This window comes from Shewanella algae (genome assembly GCF_009183365.2).
In the GTDB taxonomy this organism is placed as follows: Bacteria; Pseudomonadota; Gammaproteobacteria; order Enterobacterales; family Shewanellaceae; genus Shewanella; species Shewanella algae.
Window position 1 is genome coordinate 1299247 of the sequence record NZ_CP068230.1, and the last position, 23330, is coordinate 1322576.

26 protein-coding genes are annotated in these 23330 nt (G+C 51.1%); 7 read left to right on the top strand and 19 right to left on the bottom strand.

From position 1 onward, the window contains the following. Window positions 1-204 precede the first annotated feature (204 nt). From E1N14_RS05855 to E1N14_RS05890, 8 genes are all read right to left on the bottom strand, one after another. On the bottom strand, window positions 205-1182 hold the full coding sequence (locus tag E1N14_RS05855) for a hypothetical protein (protein ID WP_025012169.1): 978 nt from the start codon (window positions 1180-1182) through the stop codon (window positions 205-207). 21 nt (window positions 1183-1203) lie between these two features. Further along, window positions 1204-1740 (bottom strand): hypothetical protein, encoded by a 537-nt coding sequence (locus tag E1N14_RS05860; protein WP_208155361.1) that lies wholly within the window; start codon window positions 1738-1740, stop codon window positions 1204-1206. Between the two features lie 416 nt (window positions 1741-2156). After that, a complete protein-coding gene (locus E1N14_RS05865) occupies window positions 2157-3134 on the bottom strand; it encodes a transposase (protein WP_208155362.1) in 978 nt (325 codons plus the stop codon). Window positions 3135-3308: 174 nt separating this feature from the next. Further along, window positions 3309-4190 (bottom strand): WYL domain-containing protein, encoded by an 882-nt coding sequence (locus E1N14_RS05870; protein ID WP_025012156.1) that lies wholly within the window; start codon window positions 4188-4190, stop codon window positions 3309-3311. Window positions 4191-5784: 1594 nt separating this feature from the next. Then, a complete protein-coding gene (locus tag E1N14_RS05875; protein ID WP_037437387.1) occupies window positions 5785-5946 on the bottom strand; it encodes a hypothetical protein in 162 nt (53 codons plus the stop codon). Window positions 5947-6109: 163 nt separating this feature from the next. After that, window positions 6110-7426 (bottom strand): RsmB/NOP family class I SAM-dependent RNA methyltransferase, encoded by a 1317-nt coding sequence (locus E1N14_RS05880; protein ID WP_247601056.1) that lies wholly within the window; start codon window positions 7424-7426, stop codon window positions 6110-6112. A 156-nt stretch (window positions 7427-7582) separates the two neighbouring features. Beyond that, window positions 7583-8254, bottom strand: a complete 672-nt coding sequence (locus tag E1N14_RS05885) for a glutathione S-transferase family protein (protein WP_025011401.1) — start codon at window positions 8252-8254, stop codon at window positions 7583-7585. A 27-nt stretch (window positions 8255-8281) separates the two neighbouring features. Then, window positions 8282-8902 carry a glutathione S-transferase family protein gene (locus E1N14_RS05890; RefSeq protein ID WP_025011402.1) on the bottom strand — a complete coding sequence of 207 codons (621 nt, stop codon included), beginning with the start codon at window positions 8900-8902 and terminating at the stop codon, window positions 8282-8284. Window positions 8903-9088: 186 nt separating this feature from the next. On the opposite strand from E1N14_RS05890, the gene E1N14_RS05895 reads away from it, so the two are divergent. Continuing rightward, on the top strand, window positions 9089-9661 hold the full coding sequence (locus E1N14_RS05895; RefSeq protein WP_025011403.1) for a TetR/AcrR family transcriptional regulator: 573 nt from the start codon (window positions 9089-9091) through the stop codon (window positions 9659-9661). A 61-nt stretch (window positions 9662-9722) separates the two neighbouring features. Here the strand turns inward: E1N14_RS05895 and E1N14_RS05900 are convergent, their stop codons facing one another. Continuing rightward, window positions 9723-10397, bottom strand: coding sequence for a DUF2461 domain-containing protein (locus tag E1N14_RS05900; protein ID WP_025011404.1), 675 nt, complete (start codon window positions 10395-10397; stop codon window positions 9723-9725). 180 nt (window positions 10398-10577) lie between these two features. On the opposite strand from E1N14_RS05900, the gene E1N14_RS05905 reads away from it, so the two are divergent. From E1N14_RS05905 to E1N14_RS05915, 3 genes are all read left to right on the top strand, one after another. Beyond that, window positions 10578-12821, top strand: a complete 2244-nt coding sequence (locus E1N14_RS05905) for a TonB-dependent receptor domain-containing protein (protein ID WP_081782971.1) — start codon at window positions 10578-10580, stop codon at window positions 12819-12821. Window positions 12822-12920: 99 nt separating this feature from the next. Next, complete coding sequence (locus tag E1N14_RS05910) at window positions 12921-13493, top strand: PhnA domain-containing protein (RefSeq protein ID WP_025011406.1); 573 nt, start codon at window positions 12921-12923, stop codon at window positions 13491-13493. Window positions 13494-13638: 145 nt separating this feature from the next. Then, window positions 13639-14178, top strand: a complete 540-nt coding sequence (locus tag E1N14_RS05915) for a MarR family winged helix-turn-helix transcriptional regulator (protein ID WP_062793824.1) — start codon at window positions 13639-13641, stop codon at window positions 14176-14178. A gap of 123 nt (window positions 14179-14301) precedes the next feature. Here the strand turns inward: E1N14_RS05915 and E1N14_RS05920 are convergent, their stop codons facing one another. The 6 genes from E1N14_RS05920 to E1N14_RS05945 all read right to left on the bottom strand — a co-directional run bounded on the left by E1N14_RS05920 (window position 14302) and on the right by E1N14_RS05945 (window position 18469). After that, window positions 14302-14790, bottom strand: a complete 489-nt coding sequence (locus E1N14_RS05920; RefSeq protein ID WP_082052665.1) for an SHOCT domain-containing protein — start codon at window positions 14788-14790, stop codon at window positions 14302-14304. 113 nt (window positions 14791-14903) lie between these two features. Continuing rightward, complete coding sequence (locus E1N14_RS05925; protein ID WP_051547107.1) at window positions 14904-15383, bottom strand: Atu1372/SO_1960 family protein; 480 nt, start codon at window positions 15381-15383, stop codon at window positions 14904-14906. Continuing rightward, the gene (locus E1N14_RS05930) at window positions 15373-16263 is read right to left on the bottom strand and encodes a glycine betaine ABC transporter substrate-binding protein (protein WP_025011408.1); all 891 of its coding nucleotides are present in this window, start codon (window positions 16261-16263) and stop codon (window positions 15373-15375) included. Before E1N14_RS05930 ends, E1N14_RS05925 begins: the two co-directional genes overlap by 11 nt. 34 nt (window positions 16264-16297) lie before the next feature. Next, the gene (locus E1N14_RS05935; RefSeq protein WP_044733952.1) at window positions 16298-16747 is read right to left on the bottom strand and encodes a VOC family protein; all 450 of its coding nucleotides are present in this window, start codon (window positions 16745-16747) and stop codon (window positions 16298-16300) included. Window positions 16748-16763: 16 nt separating this feature from the next. Further along, entirely contained in the window at window positions 16764-17912 is a 1149-nt protein-coding gene (locus E1N14_RS05940; RefSeq protein ID WP_025011409.1) for an L-dopachrome tautomerase-related protein, read from the bottom strand. Then, window positions 17909-18469 carry a YbhB/YbcL family Raf kinase inhibitor-like protein gene (locus tag E1N14_RS05945; protein WP_025011410.1) on the bottom strand — a complete coding sequence of 187 codons (561 nt, stop codon included), beginning with the start codon at window positions 18467-18469 and terminating at the stop codon, window positions 17909-17911. Before E1N14_RS05945 ends, E1N14_RS05940 begins: the two co-directional genes overlap by 4 nt. A gap of 236 nt (window positions 18470-18705) precedes the next feature. Here E1N14_RS05945 and E1N14_RS05950 point away from each other — a divergent pair, with 236 nt between their 5' ends. The 3 genes from E1N14_RS05950 to E1N14_RS05960 are packed head-to-tail and all read left to right on the top strand — an operon-like array spanning window position 18706 to window position 20550. After that, on the top strand, window positions 18706-19368 hold the full coding sequence (locus E1N14_RS05950) for a hypothetical protein (RefSeq protein ID WP_025011411.1): 663 nt from the start codon (window positions 18706-18708) through the stop codon (window positions 19366-19368). Window positions 19369-19380: 12 nt separating this feature from the next. Further along, window positions 19381-19971 (top strand): Crp/Fnr family transcriptional regulator, encoded by a 591-nt coding sequence (locus E1N14_RS05955; RefSeq protein ID WP_107110975.1) that lies wholly within the window; start codon window positions 19381-19383, stop codon window positions 19969-19971. A gap of 60 nt (window positions 19972-20031) precedes the next feature. Then, window positions 20032-20550 carry a YgjV family protein gene (locus tag E1N14_RS05960; RefSeq protein ID WP_025011413.1) on the top strand — a complete coding sequence of 173 codons (519 nt, stop codon included), beginning with the start codon at window positions 20032-20034 and terminating at the stop codon, window positions 20548-20550. Here the strand turns inward: E1N14_RS05960 and E1N14_RS05965 are convergent. The 4 genes from E1N14_RS05965 to E1N14_RS05980 all read right to left on the bottom strand — a co-directional run bounded on the left by E1N14_RS05965 (window position 20547) and on the right by E1N14_RS05980 (window position 23234). Beyond that, entirely contained in the window at window positions 20547-20798 is a 252-nt protein-coding gene (locus tag E1N14_RS05965; RefSeq protein ID WP_025011414.1) for a hypothetical protein, read from the bottom strand. The two genes, E1N14_RS05960 and E1N14_RS05965, sit on opposite strands and share 4 nt — an antisense overlap. Next, the gene (locus E1N14_RS05970; RefSeq protein WP_025011415.1) at window positions 20795-21031 is read right to left on the bottom strand and encodes a hypothetical protein; all 237 of its coding nucleotides are present in this window, start codon (window positions 21029-21031) and stop codon (window positions 20795-20797) included. The genes E1N14_RS05965 and E1N14_RS05970 overlap by 4 nt, the downstream gene beginning before the upstream one ends. Window positions 21032-21131: 100 nt before the next feature. Then, the gene (locus E1N14_RS05975; RefSeq protein ID WP_025011416.1) at window positions 21132-22433 is read right to left on the bottom strand and encodes an NAD(P)/FAD-dependent oxidoreductase; all 1302 of its coding nucleotides are present in this window, start codon (window positions 22431-22433) and stop codon (window positions 21132-21134) included. Between the two features lie 435 nt (window positions 22434-22868). Then, window positions 22869-23234 (bottom strand): hypothetical protein, encoded by a 366-nt coding sequence (locus tag E1N14_RS05980; RefSeq protein ID WP_025011417.1) that lies wholly within the window; start codon window positions 23232-23234, stop codon window positions 22869-22871. Between the last annotated feature and the right edge of the window lie 96 nt (window positions 23235-23330).

Consider the following 23330-nt stretch of genomic DNA (forward strand, 5'->3'; position numbering starts at 1 on the left):
AAACAATAACTTAATCTTCTTTCTGTCTGCGTTCAAGCACCAGTAGTGGATTTGAGCACCCGGAGGTAGAAAGATATCCGTGAGTTGCAGAGGTTTGATGAAATCGAACCGATTTCACGCAAAAATGCGAGATTTGAGCCGTGCTAGCCCTACCCATGCTTCAGGGGATTTCAACAACTGTGGTTGAGATAAATAGCGTAGGGTTTAGGCCGTTTGAAAGTACTGACAGCTGGTTGCAAAATGCCGTCGTCGCTTCTCCAAGTGTTCGCAGTAACAGCTGAGCTCTTGCAAGGTGCCTACTGGCCCACGAAATAGTCTTCCAAATTCAGTGGTAAGCTTGAGCCAGTTCTCATGAGGGATATTCAACCGCGTCAGCAGCTTGGTACTCTTTTCACTTATCGCGCCACGCTTATCATCGCGAATACAACGCCCAGTATCATCCACTAATTCAAGATAATCCTTGAGCCCAAACGCAATACCGCTGCGCTGGTTATCGCATTCATTGCCAATAAAGGGCAGTAGCTTGGTGGGTTGTTCGCATTTCAATGCTGCCTGAATACGTAGTCGAATGCTGGTATGCGCCGACTGCTCAGGCGTATCGGCCATCTTGGCTCTGATGGGATTGAGGTCAACGTAAGCCATGCAGGTTAACACCGCGGCTTCATCCAGTAAGGCTTGCGACTTAAATCTTCCTTCCCAGAATCGGCCGGTACAGTTATCTTCCTGATTGGCTTGACGCGCTATCGGTTCATTGAGACAACGCATAAACCAGCTGATGTCACATAACCTGCTGCGATAAATCGCGATAGTATTCTTCAGCCTGGGGACTTCATACGCTTCAATCAGCTCACCCTGGGTGAATTTGCGGGTTAACTCGTCACCTTTAAACAGCTTATGCCATTGCTCAAGCACTTCTCTGTCTGTCCATCGGTTTGCTGTCTCTATATCGATATGCAACACCAGATGCAGATGATTACTCATGATGGCGAATGCCGCTACATCAATGGCAAAAACGGCCTCCAGTTCAAACAATAACGATTCCACCCAACCACGGCGGTGGTCATAATTCTTACCCGAGTAGGCATCATCACCACACAGAAAGGCTCGCCGTACCACGCGGCTGCAACAGTGGTAGTAAGGCGTATCTTCAAGGCTGATTTGAGTTCGGCGAGGGCGCGGCATAATAACCTCCTTGTTAAATGCTTAAACAAAGCATAGTCGGAGGCTAACTACCGCGCCATTAACGTTGGGTGTCCATATTTTCTTATCCAAGGTGATCTCTGCTACCCAACACTCCAGCGTACCTTCACAGGATAAACCTAATGGATTCAAAGGAGTACAGGCACTTTTGATAGGTACTAGAGAGTTTTCAATTTGATATTCAAAAGTGTAATATTCCGTTTTGTATATGAATTTATCCCCCAATAAACGACCATTCTCATCGTCGTGCCTCATAAAATAACGCGTAATTACGTGGACTTCCTCATCGTTCTCTTCAACTAATTGAGAAACAACATTGGCCATTCCTTCGTAACATTCAAATATTAATTCAGAGAACTTATATTCATTAAAAGTATCAGTCATATTGATAGGGCGAAAATATATATGAGGTCTAAGAATAACACCTTCATTAGAACTAAAAGCCACATTTAATCCACTATGAGGCACTTGTTCATATAAGCTTTTTTTAAGAATCAAATGTTGGTCGAAATATATAACCTCATATAAATCATCACTCATTTACACTACATCTCCTTAACTTGTTGGCAGATTCAAATCCACATATAAAAATCAAGCCACCCACTGTAAAACAATAACTTAATCTTCTTTCTGTCTGCGTTCAAGCACCAGTAGTGGATTTGAGCACCCGGAGGTAGAAAGATATCCGTGAGTTGCAGAGGTTTGATGAAATCGAACATATTTCATGCTTAAAAATCAAGCCACCCACTGTAAAACAATAACTTAATCTTCTTTCAGTCTGCGTTCAAGCACCAGTAGGGGATTTGAGCACCCGGAGGTAGAAAAATATCCATGAATTGTAGAGGTTTGATGAAATCGAAAATATTTCACGCAAAAATGCGAGATTCGAGCCGTGCTAACCCTACCCATGGTTCAGGGGATTTCAACAACTGTGGTTGAGATAAATAGCGTAGGGTTTAGGCCGTTTGAAAGTACTGACAGCTGGTTGCAAAATGCCGTCGTCGCTTCTCCAAGTGTTCGCAGTAACAGCTGAGCTCTTGCAAGGTGCCTACTGGCCCACGAAATAGTCTTCCAAATTCAGTGGTAAGCTTGAGCCAGTTCTCATGAGGGATATTCAACCGCGTCAGCAGCTTGGTACTCTTTTCACTTATCGCGCCACGCTTATCATCGCGAATACAACGCCCAGTATCATCCACTAATTCAAGATAATCCTTGAGCCCAAACGCAATACCGCTGCGCTGGTTATCGCATTCATTGCCAATAAAGGGCAGTAGCTTGGTGGGTTGTTCGCATTTCAATGCTGCCTGAATACGTAGTCGAATGCTGGTATGCGCCGACTGCTCAGGCGTATCGGCCATCTTGGCTCTGATGGGATTGAGGTCAACGTAAGCCATGCAGGTTAACACCGCGGCTTCATCCAGTAAGGCTTGCGACTTAAATCTTCCTTCCCAGAATCGGCCGGTACAGTTATCTTCCTGATTGGCTTGACGCGCTATCGGTTCGTTGAGACAACGCATGAACCAACTGATGTCACATAACCTGCTGCGAAAAATCGCGATAGTATGCCTCAGCCTGGGCACTTCATGCGCTTCAATCAGCTCTCCCTGGGTGAATTTGCGGGTTAACTCGTCACCTTTAAACAGCTTATGCCATTGCTCAAGCACTTCTCTGTCTGTCCATCGGTTTGCTGTCTCTATATCGATATGCAACACCAGATGCAGATGATTACTCATGATGGCGAATGCCGCTACATCAATGGCAAAAACGGCCTCCAGTTCAAACAATAACGATTCCACCCAACCACGGCGGTGGTCATAATTCTTACCCGAGTAGGCATCATCACCACACAGAAAGGCTCGCCGTACCACGCGGCTGCAACAGTGGTAGTAAGGCGTATCTTCAAGGCTGATTTGAGTTCGGCGAGGGCGCGGCATAATAACCTCCTTGTTAAATGCTTAAACAAAGCATAGTCGGGGGCTAACTACCGCGCCATTAACGCGGGGTGTCCATTTTTGTTTCCTTGTGGTGCATGTTCTAAGCTTTGTGACTCTAAACTCTTTGAACTGTATTTAATGAGGGAAAAAATGCGTTTTAATTATTAGTTTAATCTAGTCATGATTTTTAAATCCTGGAGCTATTTTAAAATCGCATATTCCTAACAATGCTTGATTGTTTTTAAGCCACAATTGGTATTCGTCACCTTTCAATAAATTTCCAGCAGGCGAACAGTCTATATTCCATTTTCTGAGAAAAAATTCAACCATAGATGTTTTTACATAAACTATCTTCTCCCCATTGTCCATATTGTAATCAGCTTCAATAGCTTCTTTGTGTTTGACATTTGGATGAGGGGCTAATACTAATGGCACAGTAGAGTTCCATTTTTTATCTGACTGAATAATTTCATTATTTTCTATTTCTAAAGATGTCTCAGTTGCTTCTGTAATTCGTGTTATATTTAAGTTTATAAATAGCTCTCTCTTTCTGTCATACGCCCTTACATACCATTTTAGACCATCGCTGAATATACTGTGAGGTATAATTTCCCTATAGCCGCCACCACTATTTAGAGATTTGTATTTTATTTTTAGAACTTTACCTTTGTATATTGATCTAGATATTTCAGAGACAATTTCCTTATTAGGTGAAACCAGTGAAATAGGAGTGCACCCACTAATTATCCCTGTTTTCTGAGCTTCTAATAATGTCTGTCCACCTTCAATGAGTTCTAGAAGAACTTTGTTTATTGGAAGATCAAATAAGAAATCAAATATGCCATTCGTTTTGTCGTATTTCTTTGTACTCTTGTCGTAAGTGCAGTTTTGTTCACGTAAATTTTGGTAGTCAGATAAGTCTCTGGTAGCAACAGCATCGCTACAATCGAATCGTTCAGTCACGTCTTGTCTGGATACCGATCCAAGGTAGTACAGACGGAATTCGATGAAAGCTAATCTTTGGCTTTTGGCAGGCTTTATAGTTTGTGTATTCATATGTTCCCCTTGTTCAGAGGGCTAGCAGATATCTTATAGCTTAATGCAAAAAAGACGCGTTGACCACATCAAAAAGATGTGGCACTATTTGTTGTGCTTGGGATGGTCTCAGGCACTAGATATGGTATACGAGGTGAAATTATGGCTACAAATCCTCCTTCTGGGGATGGGCACCGCAACGGAGCCGTTAAAGGAAGATCTCAAACATTCAACCCTGTGACAGAACAGTGGGTGAAAAGAGATACCAAGACTGGGCGATTTATGGATGTAAAACAGGACGGCAATCCGTTCAAAGGAGTTCGTAAGGAAAAATAAAAACGGCTTCTATTGCGCTAACAATAGAAGCCGTATTACGTGAAGAGTAGACCATTGCGCTAACAATGGATCTAGAGCCCTACACTGAGAGGTCTCGCGCTCAGCTTACGAACAACGATTCCGATTAACGCAACCGCATCGTACCGTTTTGAAGCTCTTTTCACAATAGTTGAGATCCCTCTCTAACGTAAAAGAGAATCTTTATCATGAAATCAAAAACTGTTCATGTTTGTTCGTATCGACGTTTCAGGTACGGACGTTGGGAAGATGTGGGAGCGCACTGGCGTTCAATGCCCGCTTAAAGATTTATATTGAATCTTTTGTTACAGAGCCTGCTATTCGTAGGCTCTCTTTGCTTAAATGGCTGTCATTGATATCTAGTCGTCTAAGGCGTTTATTGTCCTAATGATTTATCGTGAAAAACACATCGCTATCATGACTGACAATGCTCAAAGTTGGCGGGATACACCGACTTCCCCCTCGGTGTCGCCGAAAGCCGCTGGCACAGCGGCTAGTATGGCTTTCAGCCCAAAATAGCCAAATAGCATTGATTGGGCTTCCAGCGACGGACGTCTCGAATTGCCTGCCGCAGGCTTATGCACAGGCGCTCCTGTGACTCGCTGCGAGTACGTCCCTGTAAGCTCAGCCTCGGCATCCATGCCTCGGAAGGTCACAGTTCCGCCTGTGCCTGATAATTAGGTGTATGTCTGTGGATATATAAGCAATTTCAAGTAACGCTATGATTGGCAGAATTGCACCGACCCCCGCTCGAAGCGGCCGCAGGGCGTTGATGACAATCGCGTAGCGAGGCATGGATGCCGAAGCAGCGCCAGTCGAATCAGGGATGAGCGTCTGGCGCGATAGCGAATTGGCATCATAAGCACAAGGGGTTGTCCGCTGCGTCGCGGGTCGCTGGGGGTTTGGAAAGGGGGCGAGTCGATACAGCCCCCTTTCCTCGGGTGTGGGGCGAAGCTCCACGACTTTACGCCGCTGGCACAGCGGCTAGCATTGCTTTCAGCTCAAAATAGCCAAATAACATTGGTTGGGCCTCTGGCGATGGATGTTTCTCATTACCTGCCAATGCAGGCATAAAAAGGAAGGGCCTATGCCGAGGCCAAGATATACTCAAGTCTGAGCTAGTACATCTGAGTTAGTACATACGCCTTGCATCCAGACTCTGTGAGTCGACGCAGAACACAAATGGGGCTTATTCGCACTTTCCTTATTCGCACCTTCAGCCCCTTTGTTTTTGATTGGTTTTCTTGAGATTAAGCCAAGATTATTTCCATTTATCTCTGAGGAACTCAGGCTCCATATATTCGTCCGGATAACGTCTCTTGCTGTCCCGGCGGCGCTGTTTTACCCGTTTGTTCTTTTGCTTACCTCTGACATGATCTCCCCATGGAGCATCGTTGTCGTCGAAATCATAGTGGTTTGACATGATCCATTTCCAATAACACAGTGCATATAGGTTGCACCGCTCCTTTTTACCTAAAGCGCCGGTCAAGCTAAAGTGAGAAATTTAGCGTCTCAAGGTAAAAATTATTGCATGTCTGTCCCCGATTCCCTGTCTCGACTCCCTTCGAGCATTAACCTGACTCTTGCTAGGCTTGTTTACGAAAACGAACAACAAACATCCCATCGGCATTGGCTTCAAAGGGCCAAATCGTCAAATACTGCTTCTGTTCACCATTGAATGGGTGGCTGAGCGTTTCCAGAGTAAACTCGGGCCGCTTGGCCAGGAAGGCATCGACCACCTGGCGGTTTTCGCTGTCCGCCAGTGAGCAGGTGGCGTAAACCAAAGTGCCACCTGGCTTGACCGCATCGCAGGCGCGGCTGAGTATGTCGAGCTGCAGCGCGGGTTTATCGCTGATGGCCTGGCTGTCATCCAGCCAGCGCATGTCCGGATTTCGGCGCCAGGTGCCGGTGCAGCTGCAGGGGGCATCGACCAGCACGCCGTCGAAGGCTTCTCTGGCAACCGGCAGGGCATCACTGCGCCAAGGCGCAACCTTGATGTTGAAACCGGCGCGTTTGGCGCGTTTTTCCAGTTCATTGAGCGCAGCCGGGCGGATATCCGAGGCGGTAATAGTGCCCCAAACGCCTTTGGCGGCGCCATCTTGTTGCATCAGCGAGCTGAGTTGCAGGCTCTTGCCACCGGCGCCGGAGCAGGCGTCCCACCAGTTTTCGTCGGCCCTTGGCGCGCAAACCTGGCCTATGACCTGGGAGGCCAGATCCTGCACCTCAATAAACCCTTCTTTATAGAGTCTGATTTCATTGAGGTTGATACTCTTGCTGCCAAGGCTGATGGCGTCATTGAAGACGGGAGCGGCGCTGGCATCGACTCCGGCACTTCTGAGCTCGGCCAGGGCCTCGGACAGCGGCATATTCTGCACCCTGGCCCAGATGGGCGGGCGGCTGCAAAGCGCGTCTATCAGCAGCTCTTCCCGGGCCTCTGGCAGCGGCGCCACGGCATGCCAGAACCAGTCCGGTGCCAGTTCTCTTGCCAAGACATGTCGGCCAGAGACCTTGAATACCAATGCGGCGGCGGCTTTGGGGGCCAGAGCCTGCTCAGGCAGGGCGAATGACTTGCCGGCTTGTTGCTGCCAGGCACTGATAATGTCCGTCCAAGGGTGGGCTTCTATCGCCGCCGCCAATGCCAGGCGTTGGAACCACAGGCTTTGCTCATCGCCATTCTCAAGCTGTTGCAACCAACCCCACCAACGAAACAGGGCAAATAGGGTCTCCCGAATGACTCTTCTGTCTTTGGAGCCGTGTTTCTTGTTGCTGCGGAAATAGTTCGCCAGCACCCGATCGGCACTCTGGCGACTGTCGAGGATTTCAGTAAACAGTGTGTTGATGGTGTTAGCATAACTGGCGGCACGTTTTTGGGCCGGAGTCAGTGAAGGGCTTTGCGCGGTCAAAGGTTTCTCTGCATCAAGTGGGGATAGCAATGGCGCCAATATTAACAGAAGTGCCGCGGCCTGTCCCCGGCACCGTGTTTGCTAATGTTTACTAATGTTTGCTAATGTTTACTAATGGTTGCTACTGTTTACTAATGCTTACCGCACTGCTCAGACTTAACGGGTAACCATTTGCGCTATCTGTTTGGCCCTGTCTTCATCGCTTAACTGGTCCCTGGACTCTGGGGTGACTATGCCTTTTTGACAGGCCGGGCGCAGAGCCAGCGTATCGAGCCAACGTTGCAGATGAGGCAGACCTTGAATATCTATGCCGCTCCAGTCGTAAATCCGCACCCAGGGCCAGGTGGCCATATCGGCTATGCTGTACTCATCACCGGCCAGATAGGCATGTTTGGCCAACTGATTATCCATCACCTCAAACAGGCGCCGGCCCTCTTTTTGATAACGTTCTATCGCGGCCGGGATCTTCTCCGGAAAATAGCGATAGAACACATTGGCTTGTCCCATCATGGGGCCTACGCCGCCCATCTGGAACATCAGCCATTGGATGACCTTGGAGCGCTTTTTGGCATCAACAGGTAAGAATTTCCCCGTTTTTTCAGCCAAGTAAAGCAGGATGGCACCGGATTCAAACACCACGAAATCATCGTTATCCCTGTCTATGATGGCCGGGATCCGGCCGTTGGGATTGATGGCTAAAAACTCGGGTTGTTTCTGTTCATTGGCACTGAGATCCAGATGGTGTACCCGGTAGGGTAAGCCCATCTCTTCCAGAGCAATACTGATTTTAAAGCCGTTGGGGGTTGCGGCGGTATAGAGTTCAATCATGTGTGTCTCCTTGATTTATCCTTGCTTTTATCCTTGTTTTGGCTGGCTCATTGCCGGGCGTTGTCCGGTTTGCTCATACCAGCTCTGCAGCACAGGGAAAGGCTGCAGTGAAATCTGCAGATTTTTGATGAATCCCAATAAGATATAGGCGGTGATATCGGCAATGGAGTAGTTTTCGCCGGCCAGATAAGGGGATTCACTCAGGCGCTGCGCCAGCAAAGGCAGGAAAGATTCCAGGCGCTTGCGGGATTCTTCGCCCCAGGCTTGAATGCAGGTTTCCCGGTCGCTGTAGATGCCGCTGATATTGCGAAATGCCTGAAAGGCAGGTAACAACCCCTGCAGTTCAACGATGCGCTGCCACATCTCCACCTTTGCTCGCTCCAGCGGCGTGCTACCAAAGAGCTTGAGCTCGGTAGGGAACAACTCGTCGAGATAACGACAGATGGCCACAGACTCGCACAGATAACTGCCATCATCCAGCTCCAGCAGCGGAATGCGGCCATTGAGACTCTTGGCCTTGAATTCGGCCGAGAGATTTTCTCCGCCGCGAAGATCGACGTTTACCCGCTCGATATCTATGCCTTTCTCCGCCATGAAAATACTGACTCTGCGGGCACTTGGGGTAGGTCCGAGTTCATACAGCTTCATCTATCTTTCTCCATTTGTCTTGGGCCGTTTAGTTATTTTTCCTGGCTTGGCTGTCAGGAAAATCTATTCAAATCTTTTTCGGAACGATCGTTTAGGTTAGACTTTAGGGGATATCAGAACGATCAGTCAAGAATTAATTTGGCTAAATATACAGCACGTCATTCGCTGGAAACGCTTGGGAGCAGTATGGCAAGAAGTTGCAATTTTGACCGGGAAGATAAGCTGAAATTGGCAATGGAGCTCTTTTGGCAAAAGGGTTATGCCGCCACTTCAGTGGCGGATCTGGTCGAGCATCTGGGGATCAACAGATTCAGTCTCTATAACACCTATGGCGACAAGCTGAACCTGTACCGGGAGGCGCTGCGTCTGTATCTGCAGCAAAACTCTTTGCCAGCGCTCGACAGCCTGCGCGCCGAAGGCGCAGGGTTACAGCAGGTAATTGATTATCTTGAGCAGTTTGTGGCCCTGCAGCGAGAGCAAAAATACGGCTGTTTCCTGCAAAATGCGCTGCTGGAGATGAGCCTGGAGGATGCTGTCGTACAGCAAGAGAGTCGGCACTTGTTTGACTCCATCAAGGAGGCGTTTGCCAAGGCGCTGACCCACGCCAGAGAGTGCGGCGAGCTTAACAGCGACAATACCGAGGCGCTCGCGGCCTGGTTACTGCTGCAACTGCAGGGAATTAGGGTGCTCGGCAAGGCCGGTTTGCATCAGGAGTTGCAGCAGGCGCTGAGCGTGATGCGCGCTCAGCTTGGAAGTTGAGCCAGATTCTACCTGGGCGGTTTAAGCCCGGGTACGGCAATCAATAATCCAGGAACAGACATCAATAATCCAAGTCCAGGGCAAAGCACAGATAGCGCATCAACGCCTGGGTGTGTTGGAACTCACTGACACAGAAGTCGACAAAATCGCTGCGACAAACCTGCTCTTTTGTCAGCATCTTAAGCGCCACAAAGTCTTTGCGTTTCAACTCGTTTATCAATGGGTGGCTTTTATCGAACCCCTTGGGTGGCCGCACCAGGCTGTCACCGTCCATCGTAAACCCATGGCGCTGTAATTCCTCCAACGCCTTACTGTAGGCGCGTGGGTTGTCGTCGATACATTGCCTGATGGCGCCTAGCACCTTGGATTCGGGGCGCCAGATCCCGGCAGCGATAAAGCAGCCATCGTTGGCCAGATGCAGATACAACCCGGGAGCGTGAACATCCTTACCCTGAAAATGGCGAAACTGGATCCCGACATTGAGCTTGTAGGGCGACTTGTCGTGACCAAAGCGAGTGTCCCGTTGTGGCCGCATCAAACTGCCTCCGACCTTCTTGGCGACCGCCGTCAATCTGGGAGACAAGGCCTGAATAGGCTGCTGCATCTGTTCAATAAATGTCAGTGCCGGCCCCCTGAGCAGGGTTTCATACTCATCCTGATGTTGCTTGAACCAGGCTCTGTCGTTGTTGTTTTCCAGCCGGGTCAGAAAGGCAAAACCTTGTTCGCTGAAGCTCATTTTTGTTCTCCATTTTCTTCACGGCGATATCTCAGGTGAAAGCCTGTTGTGAGTCAAGTGGTTTTACATTTTTAAAACAAAGATAACCAAATTGGATCCTGTGTAAATATCGGTGAGAATAATTCTCATTTCTCAGCTTGATTCTTATAATGCCGCCTTATTTTTAAGGGGAGATGATAGATGACAAGCGAACAATCCCGGCGAATGGCGCCGAGCGGCAAGCTGCCATTACTGCTGTGTGCCTTGGCGCCCTGGCCCTTGCTGGCCGCCACTTCTCAGCCGCCCAAGAGTGGTACCAGTGTGCTGGGTGAGCCTAAGGTGGAAGCGATAGAGATCATAGAGGTGCGTGGCCAGCCTTTTCGTCGGGAACTGACGCTGACCCGTCCGGGCGAAGCCTTGGTGACATTGGAGGACATAGAGGAGCAACAGGCGGGAAACTTTGCCGAAGTGCTGGACACTGTGCCCGGCATCACTCTTGATGGCGGCCCCCGTAGCGGCGGTGAGAAAATCAATGTTTGGGGCTTTGGTGAGACAGAAGATCTCAATGTCTATGTCGACAACGCCCCGGTCGGGTTTGAACAGTATCGCTACGGCTCTTTCTTTATCGACCCGGATATGGTCAAGCGAATTGAGGTGATCAAGGGCGCCCACGATCCCCGCTCCGGCAATGGTGGTTTCGGTGGCTCCATGTATGTGGTGACCAAGAGTGCCGATGATTTTCTGAATTACGGCAAAAACTTGGGCGCCAGAGTCAAGGCCAGCTATGCCGATAACAACGGCTTGGAGACTTACACAGGTACGCTTTATGGCCGCTTGAACTCAGGGCTGTCGGCACTTGTTAACTACAGCTATAAAGATGCCGGCGATCTTGAGCTGGGCAACGGCCAGGTGTTTCGTTTCTCTGGCTATCGGCAAAACAACCTCCTGGCCAAGCTGGATTATGAGCTGGGGGCGCACAAGTTGTCTTTGAGCTATACCTCCTACGATGATGAAGGCCGTAAACCCTGGGCCAACCGCCGCGGCGAAATGCCCACTGTATCTGAGTTCAATATCAAAAAGTACGGCTCTTTTGAGGCGGCAGAATACGCCAATACCGCCCTCAACAGTTACAAAGACAGCACAGTTTCACTCAACTACCGTTATACACCGGCCAGTCCGCTGTGGGATCTGCAATTGGCGCTGTCCAGCAGCAGTAACGACAGACACTGGGTAAGGCCCCAGATAGCCTTCGATAAGATGTTTGTTTCTGTAGGTAACTTTGGCCACGAGTCCTGGCTCGAATACGACAGGGACTTTATCGATATCAACAACACCAGCCAGTTGGGTGACCACTTGCTGACTGTGGGGCTGCAGTACCGCTCGCTCGATCGCCGCTCACTGGTATTCAACAAGAGTTATCAGAACAAGGCGGAGAAAAACTTCGGCCTGTACACGCCTTACTACCAGCCTGGAGGTCGCCAGGATACCTACGCCTTTTATATCAGCGACAGCATTGCCCTGACGGATAACCTCATTCTAAAACCATCGCTGCGGTTCGACAGTATTTACAGCATAGGCCATGGCAATCTGGCGCCGGATTACAACGACCCCAGTGTCGGCCATGACTTTTCCTCTACCCGCCACAGCGGTTGGTCGCCAAGACTTGGGCTGGAATACCGTCTCGGTGATGTCAGTTTCCTGACCCTGGACTATGCCTACAGCCTGCAGGCACCTGTGGTGGATGAGATTTATGCGGTGCAATATGCCAAGGCCAGTAGTGCTCAGGCGACCAGTCGCGGGATAGATGTCGAGCGGCTGCACGCCTATAAGCTTGGGCTGAGCAGCGCCTTTGATGGGGTCTTCGCCGGCGATGACAGGCTCTCGACCCAACTGACTCTGTATTGGAATCAGGGAAAACAGGATATCGCTCAGCGCAAAGGGCTCTGGGTCGACAAGAGTCAGCCATTTGAGAGCGGCTATGTGAATCTCGACGGCTACCATATCTACGGTGGCGACTTCGAGGCTCAATACCGTTGGCACGATTGGTTTGCCGACTATACGGCTTCCTATACCCGAGGCAAGCACAGCGGCAGCCTGCGTGACAGCAGTGGCAGGGATGAAAACCTGGCAGACATTCCTCCGCTCAATATGCGTCTGCACCTGGGGTATTACCTGACTCCCGAGCTGTCGCTCTCCTGGCGTGGCAGTTGGTATGATGCGCAGCAGAAGGTGCCGGAAGAGGGCCTGTTTGTCAGCGATAGACCGAGCCAGGCCTATTTTCTGCAAGACTTGTATCTTGGCTTCCAGCCGGAAGATATGTTGCAGGGGCTTGAGCTGAGGCTGGCGCTGCGTAACTTGACCAATCAGTATTACAGTCCGCATCTGGCCGATGGCATTGCGGCTCAGGGACGGGATATTCGCCTCAGTCTGGCGTACCAGTTCTGATAAAACCCCAGTTATTTTGTGCTTTTGTGAGCTGCAAACCTGATCAAGCTCTGATTTTGCGGCATAATGTGCGTTTTGCCTGACCGAAGAATATTAGTAATGACTTCAGAAACTGAACTGCAAAGCCGCTGTGGCGGGAAATGTGAACTCTGTGGAGCCGAAGGCGCTCTGTCTGTCTACGATCTGCCTCACTCGGGTGATCGCACCGACGGTGACATCATGATCTGCGCTACCTGTGAAGGTCAGATTGCCGCTCCGGACACCATGGATGTTAACCACTGGCGTTGCCTGAACGACAGTATGTGGAGTCAGGTTCCTGCCGTACAGGTAATGGCTTACCGCATGCTCAAGCGCCTCAGTGGCGAAGGTTGGGCTCAGGATCTGCTAGATATGCTTTATCTGGAAGACGATCTTAAAGCCTGGGGCGATGCCGAGTCTCTGGCGGCCGACAGCGATGATTCGGCGCCGACACTGGACAGCAATGGCACTCAGTTGGCCGCCGGTGATACCGTAGTGATTATTAAAGATCTCAACGTGAAGGGCACCAGCTTTGTGGCCAAGCGTGGCACCGCCGTGCGTAACATAGCTCTGACCAACAACCCTGAGCATATCGAAGGCCGGGTCAATGGTACCCGCATCGTTATCCTGAGCTGCTATGTGAAGAAATCTTAAGCGGAGCTGTTCGCTTCTTCGCTGATTAATGCAGTTAAAAAACGCCGCAGAAATCGATTTCTGCGGCGTTTTTCATTTCAGGGCTTGGGATTTGTCGCACGCTGGAATATGATTCCTTGTTAAGAATCTTGTTATCGAGATAATTATGTCGCAGGAAGAGCTAAAAACACAAACCGACAAGCCACAAGCCAAAGATATCAAGGATGGCGTAGATACCATAGTCAGTCAGTGGCTGGCCGCCGGTGTTACTGATGATCTGCAACCGATGGAAGTCTTTGGTCGCCTGGCCAGAATACATAAGCATATAGAAACCGAAATCCTTCGCTGCCATGGCGAGTTCGGTCTGCGTCAGGGGGAGTTTGATGTACTGGCAACCTTGCGTCGCAGCGGTGAGCCTTACACTCTGACCCCAGGGCAATTGCACCAGAGCATGATGCTGACCTCAGGCGCCATGACCAGCCGTTTGGATAAGCTGGAGCAGAAAGGGCTCATCTGCCGCAGCCACTGCACCGAAGACCGTCGGGCGGTGAATGTACAGCTTACTGCCGAAGGCAAGGCCAAGGTAGAGGCCGCACTGCCGGCCCATATGGCGGCTCAGCAGCAGTTGCTTAAAGGGATCTCGGTCAAAGACAGGCAAAAACTGGCTGCGCTGCTTAAGGGCTGGCTGGGTGAACTTGAGTCCTGATTTAGGTTGCTACAGAATTGACCCTTACCTGTTGTTATTGGCTAGTTTTAGCTGACGGATAGTTGGCCATCTGATAGTCAACATAGCTCAGAGTATATAGAAACACTCTGTGCGATTGACTAGTCAGTGGGCAAGTATCTTGGCTTTCTCTTGTTCGTATTCGGTTTCTGTTAAAACACCTTCATCAAATAGGGACTTTAACTCTCGAAGTTCGTCAAATTTATTCATTTGCGTACCCAATGCGTTGTTTTCGTCATTCTCAAGACAGGCAAATACTAATTCGGCACGAGGGAAGTTTCCTGCTATATGCATTCCCGTTGATATTCGTTCCCGAAGTAACTCGAAACGACGATTTTTGTTATTGCAAAAGGCTATAGCTCTGCTTTCCGCACTAGCTCTTACTGATTGTACCGATACAAAACCTGTCGCTCCTTGGTGAAATATACGGTATGCGTTGGAGTCTGGAATATCGCTGCGTAGCACAGTTTCTTCCCCTTCATAAGCAGCGTTCTCAAAACTTGAGCGGCTCTTGTCAGCTCTTTGAATACTGGATGCTGAAGAGCATCCATTTATCAAAATCAAGCAGGTTACTAGGCATGCAAGTCGTTTCATAAAACACCATTTATGACAATCTGTTAGGGAAGGTCAGTTACTAAGAAAGTAAAGAGTTCCTGACATTAGCATGAACTATGTCAGGAGAGGAATATCTGAGCGTAAGAGCTGTATTATTTTGGTGATGGGTGCAGATCCGCCACCAGATAGACCAAACATAAGCTGTTCAGTGGCATTACAGGGTTACTCCAGATCATCCGGGTGTGGCGTCCGGCTTCACCGAATACCGCCAGCAGAAGATCCGAGGCGCCATCCAAGGCTCTGGGGTGGTCGAAAAAGCCGTCGGCCACATTGAGCACTCCCTCGAGGCGGATAATCTGTTTTATCCGTGAGAGGTTTCCCAACGCCTGTTGCAATTGGGCTATGGCGTTGAGCGCCGCCAACTGACAGGCGGCATAGCCATCCGACAATTCCAGATCTACCCCTAGCCGACCCTGATACTTTATCTTGCCATCTTCAAAGGGAAACTGGCCTGAGGTCAGTAGTTGATGGCCGCTGATCACTACAGGCTCGTAGTTGCCGAGCGCCGAAGCGACCCGGGGCAGACTCATTCCCAGGGCGTTGAGCCGCTGCTCAGGTGTGTCATGCATCATGATTCGATTCCTCACAGGTTTGACGACGCCAAAGGGGAGACAGCCATTGGGACAGGATAACCGGATGAGCACTCAGCCAACGTCCGGCAGCTTCTTCTGCACTAAGGCCTTCGCGGTTGATGGCATAGTCCAGCTCGGCAATGTCCCTATTGAGCATCCGAATATTATCCAGCACCCGCAGCTGAGCCTGAGTAAAGTGACCGGCGGCATTTTCTGCCAGCAAGAGTACGGCGCGATCTTTGCCACCCAGCAGGCCTTTGGGATCCTTGAGTTCCCGTATCTTGTATTTATGATGCAAAAACTGGGGTTGCCACAGGGGCACCACGGCCCAGGCCTTGTGTTGCAGTGCATCCTCAAAGGCGTCGAAACATTGCTGCTCAGTGCCGGTATGGAACTCATAGCCGGCCTGTTGCAGACCATAGTCCTGCATCATCTGTTTTGAGAAACGGCTGATGCCGGCACCCGGGCCAATGCCTTGAATGTGGCGGCGCATTTTCTCCAACACGTCTGGGCGCAGTAGATCCGTTACCGAATCCACTTGCTCTTGCGGCACATATTCTGGCACGCCCCAGAGGGCATAGGGTTCATAATGCAGCCCCAGTTCCCGCACCTCTAGATTTTGCCTGACCTTATCCAGATAGATGCCGTGGCTGTGGGGTAACCAGGCGGAGCAGAGCAGATCAAGCTCGCCCCGGCCCAGGGCGTCGAAGTTGGCCTGATGATCGGCAAAACTCAATTGCACCGATTTACCCATGATATCCAGCACATGGACAACAATGGCGGCAGTGGCCCGGTGAAAGCTGAGATTGGTGACTCCCAGCCGCAGCGGCGTTTCCCGTGATGCTGAAGTGACTGCTTGGTTTGGTATCGGGTTTGGCATGGGGTTTCTCCTGTCAAAGGTATTGCCGTTAGGATCAGCGAAATCTCAGCTTGGGCATGGCTTCTCCCAGGACCTTATTGTCCGGTGAGAAGGGAAAAATCATCTCGACGGTAATGCCGTTGGGGTCTTCCAGAAACAGTTGATGTTCAAGAATTTCAGGGACCTGCCGCTCGCGAAAATGCAGCTCAAGTTCAAGCAGTTTGTGCTGCATGGCACTTAGGTCTGCGCCGCGAAAGGCCAGATGATCCACGACGCCGGAGCCATTGGTGCTGCGCCTTTGTCCTAGGTAGGCCTCGAGTGCCGGGTTTTGCTCGGCGGCCACCAGATGCAGCACAGGTTTGTCTGCGGCATACAACCAATGGCCCGGAAAGGCGAACGCCGGGCGGTAGCCCTCGCTCAAGCCGACAACCCGGCAGTAGAAATCACGGGTCTGCTGCAGCTTACTACTGCGCAGCGTGTAGTGATCCAATCCCTGAATATTCATGATGGACTCCTTGGTTTCAGTTTCCTGCTACACCGGCGCTCAAAGGTTTGAAGCGGAAGATGTAGTAAGGGGGTTGGTTTTCGGCCTTGCCATCGTTCAGTGGCGCAGACCGCGGCAGCTGTGCGGCGGCGCTGTAGAGGAAGCCATCGGCACCCAGGCTGACACCGTCTGGCCAGATCATTCTCGGATCTGCGGCAAAGGGGCGATACTCACGACTGCTTGCCGGAATAATGCCGATACGGCGCTCGCCGACTTCGGTGAGATAGAGATTGCCGTCGACATCTATGCTCAGGCCGCCGTTATTGGGTTTGTGGGCCCAAAACTGCACCTGATTGGCCAGCACGCTTGCCGGCAGGGAAGGATTGGCCAACGCCAACATGGGGATCCGGTACAGTTGCCCCTTGTTGAGCGGGGCAAAGTAGAGCCACTCTTCATCTTTATCCATGGCAATACCATCGACGCCCACATAAACGGGAATCGATTTCTGCCCGGCTGTGCCGGCATCTATCACTATCGGGCGCTTGGTGTCAGGCATCACGCTCGGGTGGCCCTGCAGTACCCGGCGGCTCTGGCCTGTTTTGAGATCTACCACCACCAGAGCAGCCTTGTCGCCCACAGGCCCGGTGGCAATGCCTTCATCGGCGATAACAATCAACTGATGTTTGGGGGATATCAGTAAGTCATTGTGCTGCGACTCCGGCAGGGATACAGGTGATGGCAAGTGGATAATCCGCTCCAGCTTGTCGGTATTGCTGTTCCAGGCCACCAGTTTAGGGGTGACTCTGGGGCTGGCCTGGCCCGAGTCAAGCAACCAGACAATGCCGTTGGCATCGGTACGCAGACCAAGAACCCAGTTGAGGCAGGTATCGGGATCTTTCTGGCTGCCGTCGGCGCGGACACAGCCTTGCCAGTCGCGGTTTGGAAATGGTTTGCTGCTGCCATCGGCGAGGATTTCCGCCACCTTGGTCTCAGGCTCGTAAAAGGGGTGAAAACTCACCAACATACGCCCGCTTGGCGTGAAGCTGATACCACCGACAGCCTGCTCTGTAGTGCGGTAGACCTGAACTTGACTATCAGAAAACTGCGAAGCGGATGCCGCGGCGGCTGAGATACCAAAGGAGACCAGTGCGCCGGCCAGCAGGGTAGACAGAGTCAGGAGTTTCATTGGGTTGACTCCTTTCTTGGGCCGGCCAGCAGCACGAGTTCACTCTTGGCCAGAGTGTGTTGCCAGAGGAAGAAGCCGGTCAGCGCCGCTGAATAGTCGGGTTTTACCGGCAGTTTGGCCACATCCAGCGCATGGACTGTCCACTTGTATCTGTGCTGACGCCCCTCGGGTGGGCAAGGGCCGAAGAAACCGGGTTTTCCCAGATCTGTGTTTGACTCAATGGCGCCTTCCGGTAAGGGGCCGCCATCTTTGCCGCCCGGCAGGCTGTGGACATTGGCGGGAATGTCATATACCACCCTGTGCCAGAAGCCTGAACCTGTGGGAGCATCTTGATCGTAAAAGGTGATGGCAAAACTCTTGGTTCCTGCCGGCGCATTTTGCCAGTCCAGCCTGGGCGCCAGGTTGGCACCGTTGCAACCGAATTGGTTCCAGTAGTAGTCTGCCGGTATGACTCGATTGGCCGTTAATGAGCTTTTCAGTTGTAAATCTGCGCCATGGGCCAAGGGTTGTAATGCCAGAGCACCAAGCCCCAAAAGGTATCCGATACCGTATTTCATGGTGTAATATCCTTTAAATTAACGTGAATTTGGTTGATTGGCGTTATCATAGAGAAAAGCTTTCCTGGGATAAGCAGGCAGCCGTTGGCTTTAGTTTCAAAAATTTTTTGAAAAAGGCGGTTTTGACTGAACCCGGGCTGACAGGAATTCAGATCCCGGCTGCGGCCATTAGGCTTTGGGGTTAAGGTAAGTCTGTGTGCCGGTATGGCCGGGTTTGTGTGTTAACGGGATGGATTATGAAGCTGTTTATTCGTGTGGCTGTAGTGTTGGGGCTGGTGTTTCTGGCGGTGATCGCTCTTGGGATCTACAGGTTCAACTTCACCGAGGATGACCTCTATGTCAGGGAAAACGATATGGTGCGTCCACTGGCTGAATTCGATGGCGGGGCCAAAGGGGTGATGAAGCGGCTGTTCAGTCTGGATACCCGTGAACAGTTCAGGATCCGTTTGCCGGACAGCAACAAGTCAGTCACTCTTACCGGCTTTAAGGAAGAGCAGCATCTGGCGTTTGGCGAATATCAGGATGAAGTGGTTCGTGGGGAGGTGTTGCTCGATTACCGCAAGTTGACCCCCTTAAACTTGCCCGGCAATGCCGAATCCATGCAGTTTGTTGTTCCGTTCGCGGTGACAACCCAGGGCTCAGGTGTGTTCTGGTACCTGGGCATGTTCAGATTCGACTATCAAACCGGCGCCATTGCGCATCTGGCCAGCCAGTTTCTCGGCGACCGGATTGAGATTGAAGCCATTACCCCCAAAGAGCCGTTCGACCCGCCTTACAGCGTGACTCTGGCGCTGAAGACCCGCACCCAGGAGCAATCCATGGCCGAAGCGCCGGGCGAGTATATGGAACGCACTTTCTTTGTGACGATCAACTCGATTCTGCCGTCTTCTTCCCAATAGGCGCCCGACTGAATGAGCCATGAATCTATGTCTCATCAGGCCGCTTTCCGGGCGCTGACAGACTTTTTCCTCGAGTTGGGGCTTGAACCCAGTGCTTTGGCGCCACTCCTGGATAAGGCTCAGCTGAAAAGTTGTCAGGCAGGTGAGGTGCTGCTGGCACAAGGTGGCAAACAGCAGTCGGGCTTTTTATTGCTCAATGGTCTGCTGCGGGCCTGCCACTATCTGAGTGATGGTCAGCAGCGCTGCAAAGAGTTCTATTTCCCTGGCGAATTTTGCCTGCTTTACAGCAGTTTTCTCAGTGCTGAGCCTGCCCGTTATCAACTTGAGGCACTGGAAAACAGCACTCTGGTGGTTGTGCCCCTGAGCCTGTTTGAGCTTGGCGGGTTTCAGCGCGCCGAGCTTTCATTGCTGCGTGCCCAGCTGCGCTACAAGGAGCAGAAAGAAGCTTTTCTATTGCTCAAGTCGCCAGAGCAGCGCTACCTATGGTTAAAAAATCATTGGCCACACTGGATAAGCGCCCTGAGCCAGGTGCAGTTGGCCAACTATATCGGCATCACCCCTGAGAGTCTCAGCCGCATTCGCCGGCGTCTTAACCTAAGTTAATGCCATCGCCTCAATGGCACAGCACAATAGCGGCCGGTTTCAATCTTCCGGGATACTGTGTTGTCCATTTTTGTTATTTCACAGCTGTTGGTCACTCTGGCGCTGTTTAGCGATCTTTTGTCATTCCAGTTCAGGCACAGGCGCGCCGTGCTCGCTTGTCTGGTGGTGTCGGGCCTGCTGATCGCGGCGCATTTTATCTTGCTCAACCACTGGAGCCCGGCCATTTTAATGTTGGTTGCCAGTGTCAGATTCTTTGTCAGTATCTTCACCGTTGACAGACGTCTGATGTGGCTGTTTATGGCCGCTTCGGTCACGGCCGTGGCCCTGAGTTTCAATCAATGGCTCGACCTTTTGAGTCTGGCCGGCAGTTTGTTGCAGACCAGGGCGGCCTTTTGCCGTGATGACAAACGATTAAGGGAGCTGATGTTCATCGGCAGTGGTTGCTGGCTGCTGAATAACATCCTGTTGGGTTCACCGATGGCGGTATTGATGGAGTCTGTGTTTATCGGCAGCAATCTGTTGGGATACTACCGTTTCTATCTGCGCCGCAAAGGCTCGGCGCCCGTACAAGGGGGCTAATTCATGCGCACCTTGCCACCGATAATCTTGAATGCAGGCACGCCGCGGATCAGTGCCTGACGGGCGAAGACCTGGCCGCAGCCGGGGCAGGTACAGGGCGTTTGCGTATGATCTGTCAGGATCCGTTCGACAAAACATTTAACCAAGGCGCCTTTGCCGCCCTTTCGATATTTGAACAGTTTTGCCTTGCAGCCGCAGCAGATGATTTCCACCGTCTGTTGCGGTCCTTTTTTATTGGGCTTACTCACTTGCCCGGCAGTTCGGTTTCCAGCTCAATATCAGTGCAGCCCTTAGGGCAGCGGATGCTGGCAAGCTCTGAGGTGGATTTTGCCGGTGGCAGGGTGGCACTCAAGGCTTGTTGGCATTTAGGGCAGGGCACTTTTTTACCGGCCAGCAGTTGTTTGATCAGATTTTTCTGCGCCTTGAAGGACTGGGCGCTGCTTTGGTTGATATTGGAAAAGTCGGCGGATTGAGCTGTCATAGGCAGTATCTGAATTCGTCTGTTACGGGTAAATAAGTCTGCAGCGATTATAGCCTTGCCGGCGTGGCAAATAAAAGAGGGGCGCCTGGCCCCCCCTTTATCAATGCAGCTTGAGATGGGGATGGATTATCCGGGTTATCCCCTTGGCAAACATCAGCAGGGTGCCCTTGACCACACCGTGCAGCTCTATCAAATGGCGGCGATAGAGAGAGGTATAAACAAATCTGGCTATCTTGCCTTCGACCATGACGCCTCCGCCAATGAAAGACATCAGGTTGCCGACCGTGTGGAAGCGAGACAGGTTCACCAGTGAACCGAGATCCTTGTAAAGGTACTCTTTCGAGGGAGTCTTGCCGCTGAGCATGGCTATGATGTTATCCGCTGTCATCAAGGCCATCTGCCTGGCGGCCTGGCCCCTTGGCGGCACCCAGCTGCCGTCCGGTTGCGGACAAGCGGCACAGTCCCCAATGGCAAAGATACGCTCATCCAGCGTGGTTTGGGCATTGGGTTTGACCAGCAGCTGATGGATATGATTGCTTTCCAGTCCGCCAATGCCGTGGAGAAACTCAGGCGCCTTGACCCCGGTGGACCAGATCACCATGTCGCTCGGGATCTCTTCGCCTTCACTGGTTGTCAACGCCTTGGCCGTCACCTGGGTGATACGGGTATTGGTCATCACCCGGACTCCCAGAGTGCTCAGCTCTCTGGCGACTGCGGCTGAGATCTCTTCCTTTTCCACCTTGGGTAGTATTCGTTTGTCGGCCTCAATCAGGGTGACTTCCAACAGACTGGTATCTATCTTGTAGCCAAAGCCCTTGAGCTGATCCACTGCGTGATGCATTTCGGCCGACATCTCCACCCCGGTGGCACCGGCGCCGACGACGGCGATTTTGATCTTCTCATCCAACTGTTGATGGCTGGCATAACGCATAAACTTGTTCAACAAGCGCTGGCGGATGGCCATGGCCTGCTCTGTGTTGTCGAGGAAGACGCAGTGTTCCCGCACCCCGGGAATATTGAAGTCGTTGGCGATACTGCCGATGGCAACCACCAGATAGTCATAGTCGATGCGCCGTGATGGCAACAGCTCTTCACCTTTGTCATCACAAATGGGCGCCAGTATCACTTGCTTGGCCTTGCGGTCTATGTCCGTCATGGCGCCTTGCTGAAAGTGATAGCCGTGAGCGGCTGCGTGACTGCGGTAACTGATGGCATCAACCCCGACATCCAATGCGCCTGTGGCGACCTCATGGAGCAGGGGTTTCCAGACATGACTGTCGGCGACATCGATAAGCGTGACTCTGGCCTTGGCTTTGCGGCCCAGTTTATGGCCCAGTTTGGTGGCGATCTCCATACCACCGGCGCCGCCGCCGACGATGACGATATTGGCTAACTCGTGCATTTAATGGCTTTCCTGTTGCAGATTTAAAAACAAATTCTGTTATTCCGGCAGGCGAACTCGGTCGCCCTGATTTGCATCAACCCCGCAAGGCCTGAATGATTGAGATCTTTAGACTTTGGCCCGCGGTGGAAAGTCTAGCAGTGGCAGGGTTTGCCAACAATTGGCCTAAAAATGGATTATATTTGGGGTAAGTTTGAGTTTTCTTTTATTAGCTTTTGAAAAATAAGGAAATGATTTTCTCAGAAATGATATTATCTATCGGATTTGTGCCGGAATGAATTGAATAACTGTGATCTATCGCCGTTGTCCGTAGTAAATCTGTGAACTGGCGCTTGTTTGGCCGTATCTTTACCAGGAGATGACAAGGATACGGCCAATTGAGAGCATTGCCTATGGAAGCTTGATTGACTCAGGGTTAATCGGCTCCAGGGCGATTCAACCAAGGCTTTCCAGGCGAGCCTGACAGTCTTGATATATGTGCTCCACTATCTCTTCGACAGAGGTGTCTTTGGTGCACTTGTCCATAAAAACTTTGAGCGTGACCAGGGCATGGCCGCTGGGTTTTAATCTCTCGCTGATCATGGCGAAGTAAGCCTCCTCCTTTTCAGCCTTACGCACCACTATGTTCTGAAAACAAAATACCCTGTTACCAGAGTGAGCATGCCACTTACTGAGTCGGTCGAGGGCGATTTCTGCCGAGTGATTGATTTCGATGTGATTGCGCCATGTCGCTTCGGCGCTCTGATCCTGATAATGGGGGCAACGAACTGTGTAATTGATTATCTGGGTAATGGCTGTCATAAGGTATCCTGCCTGGTTGATTCCTGAATTTATCATAGGGGCTGAACTAACAATCGGCCACTGTGACAAGGGTTACAAACGCGGGGTGTACTCCTT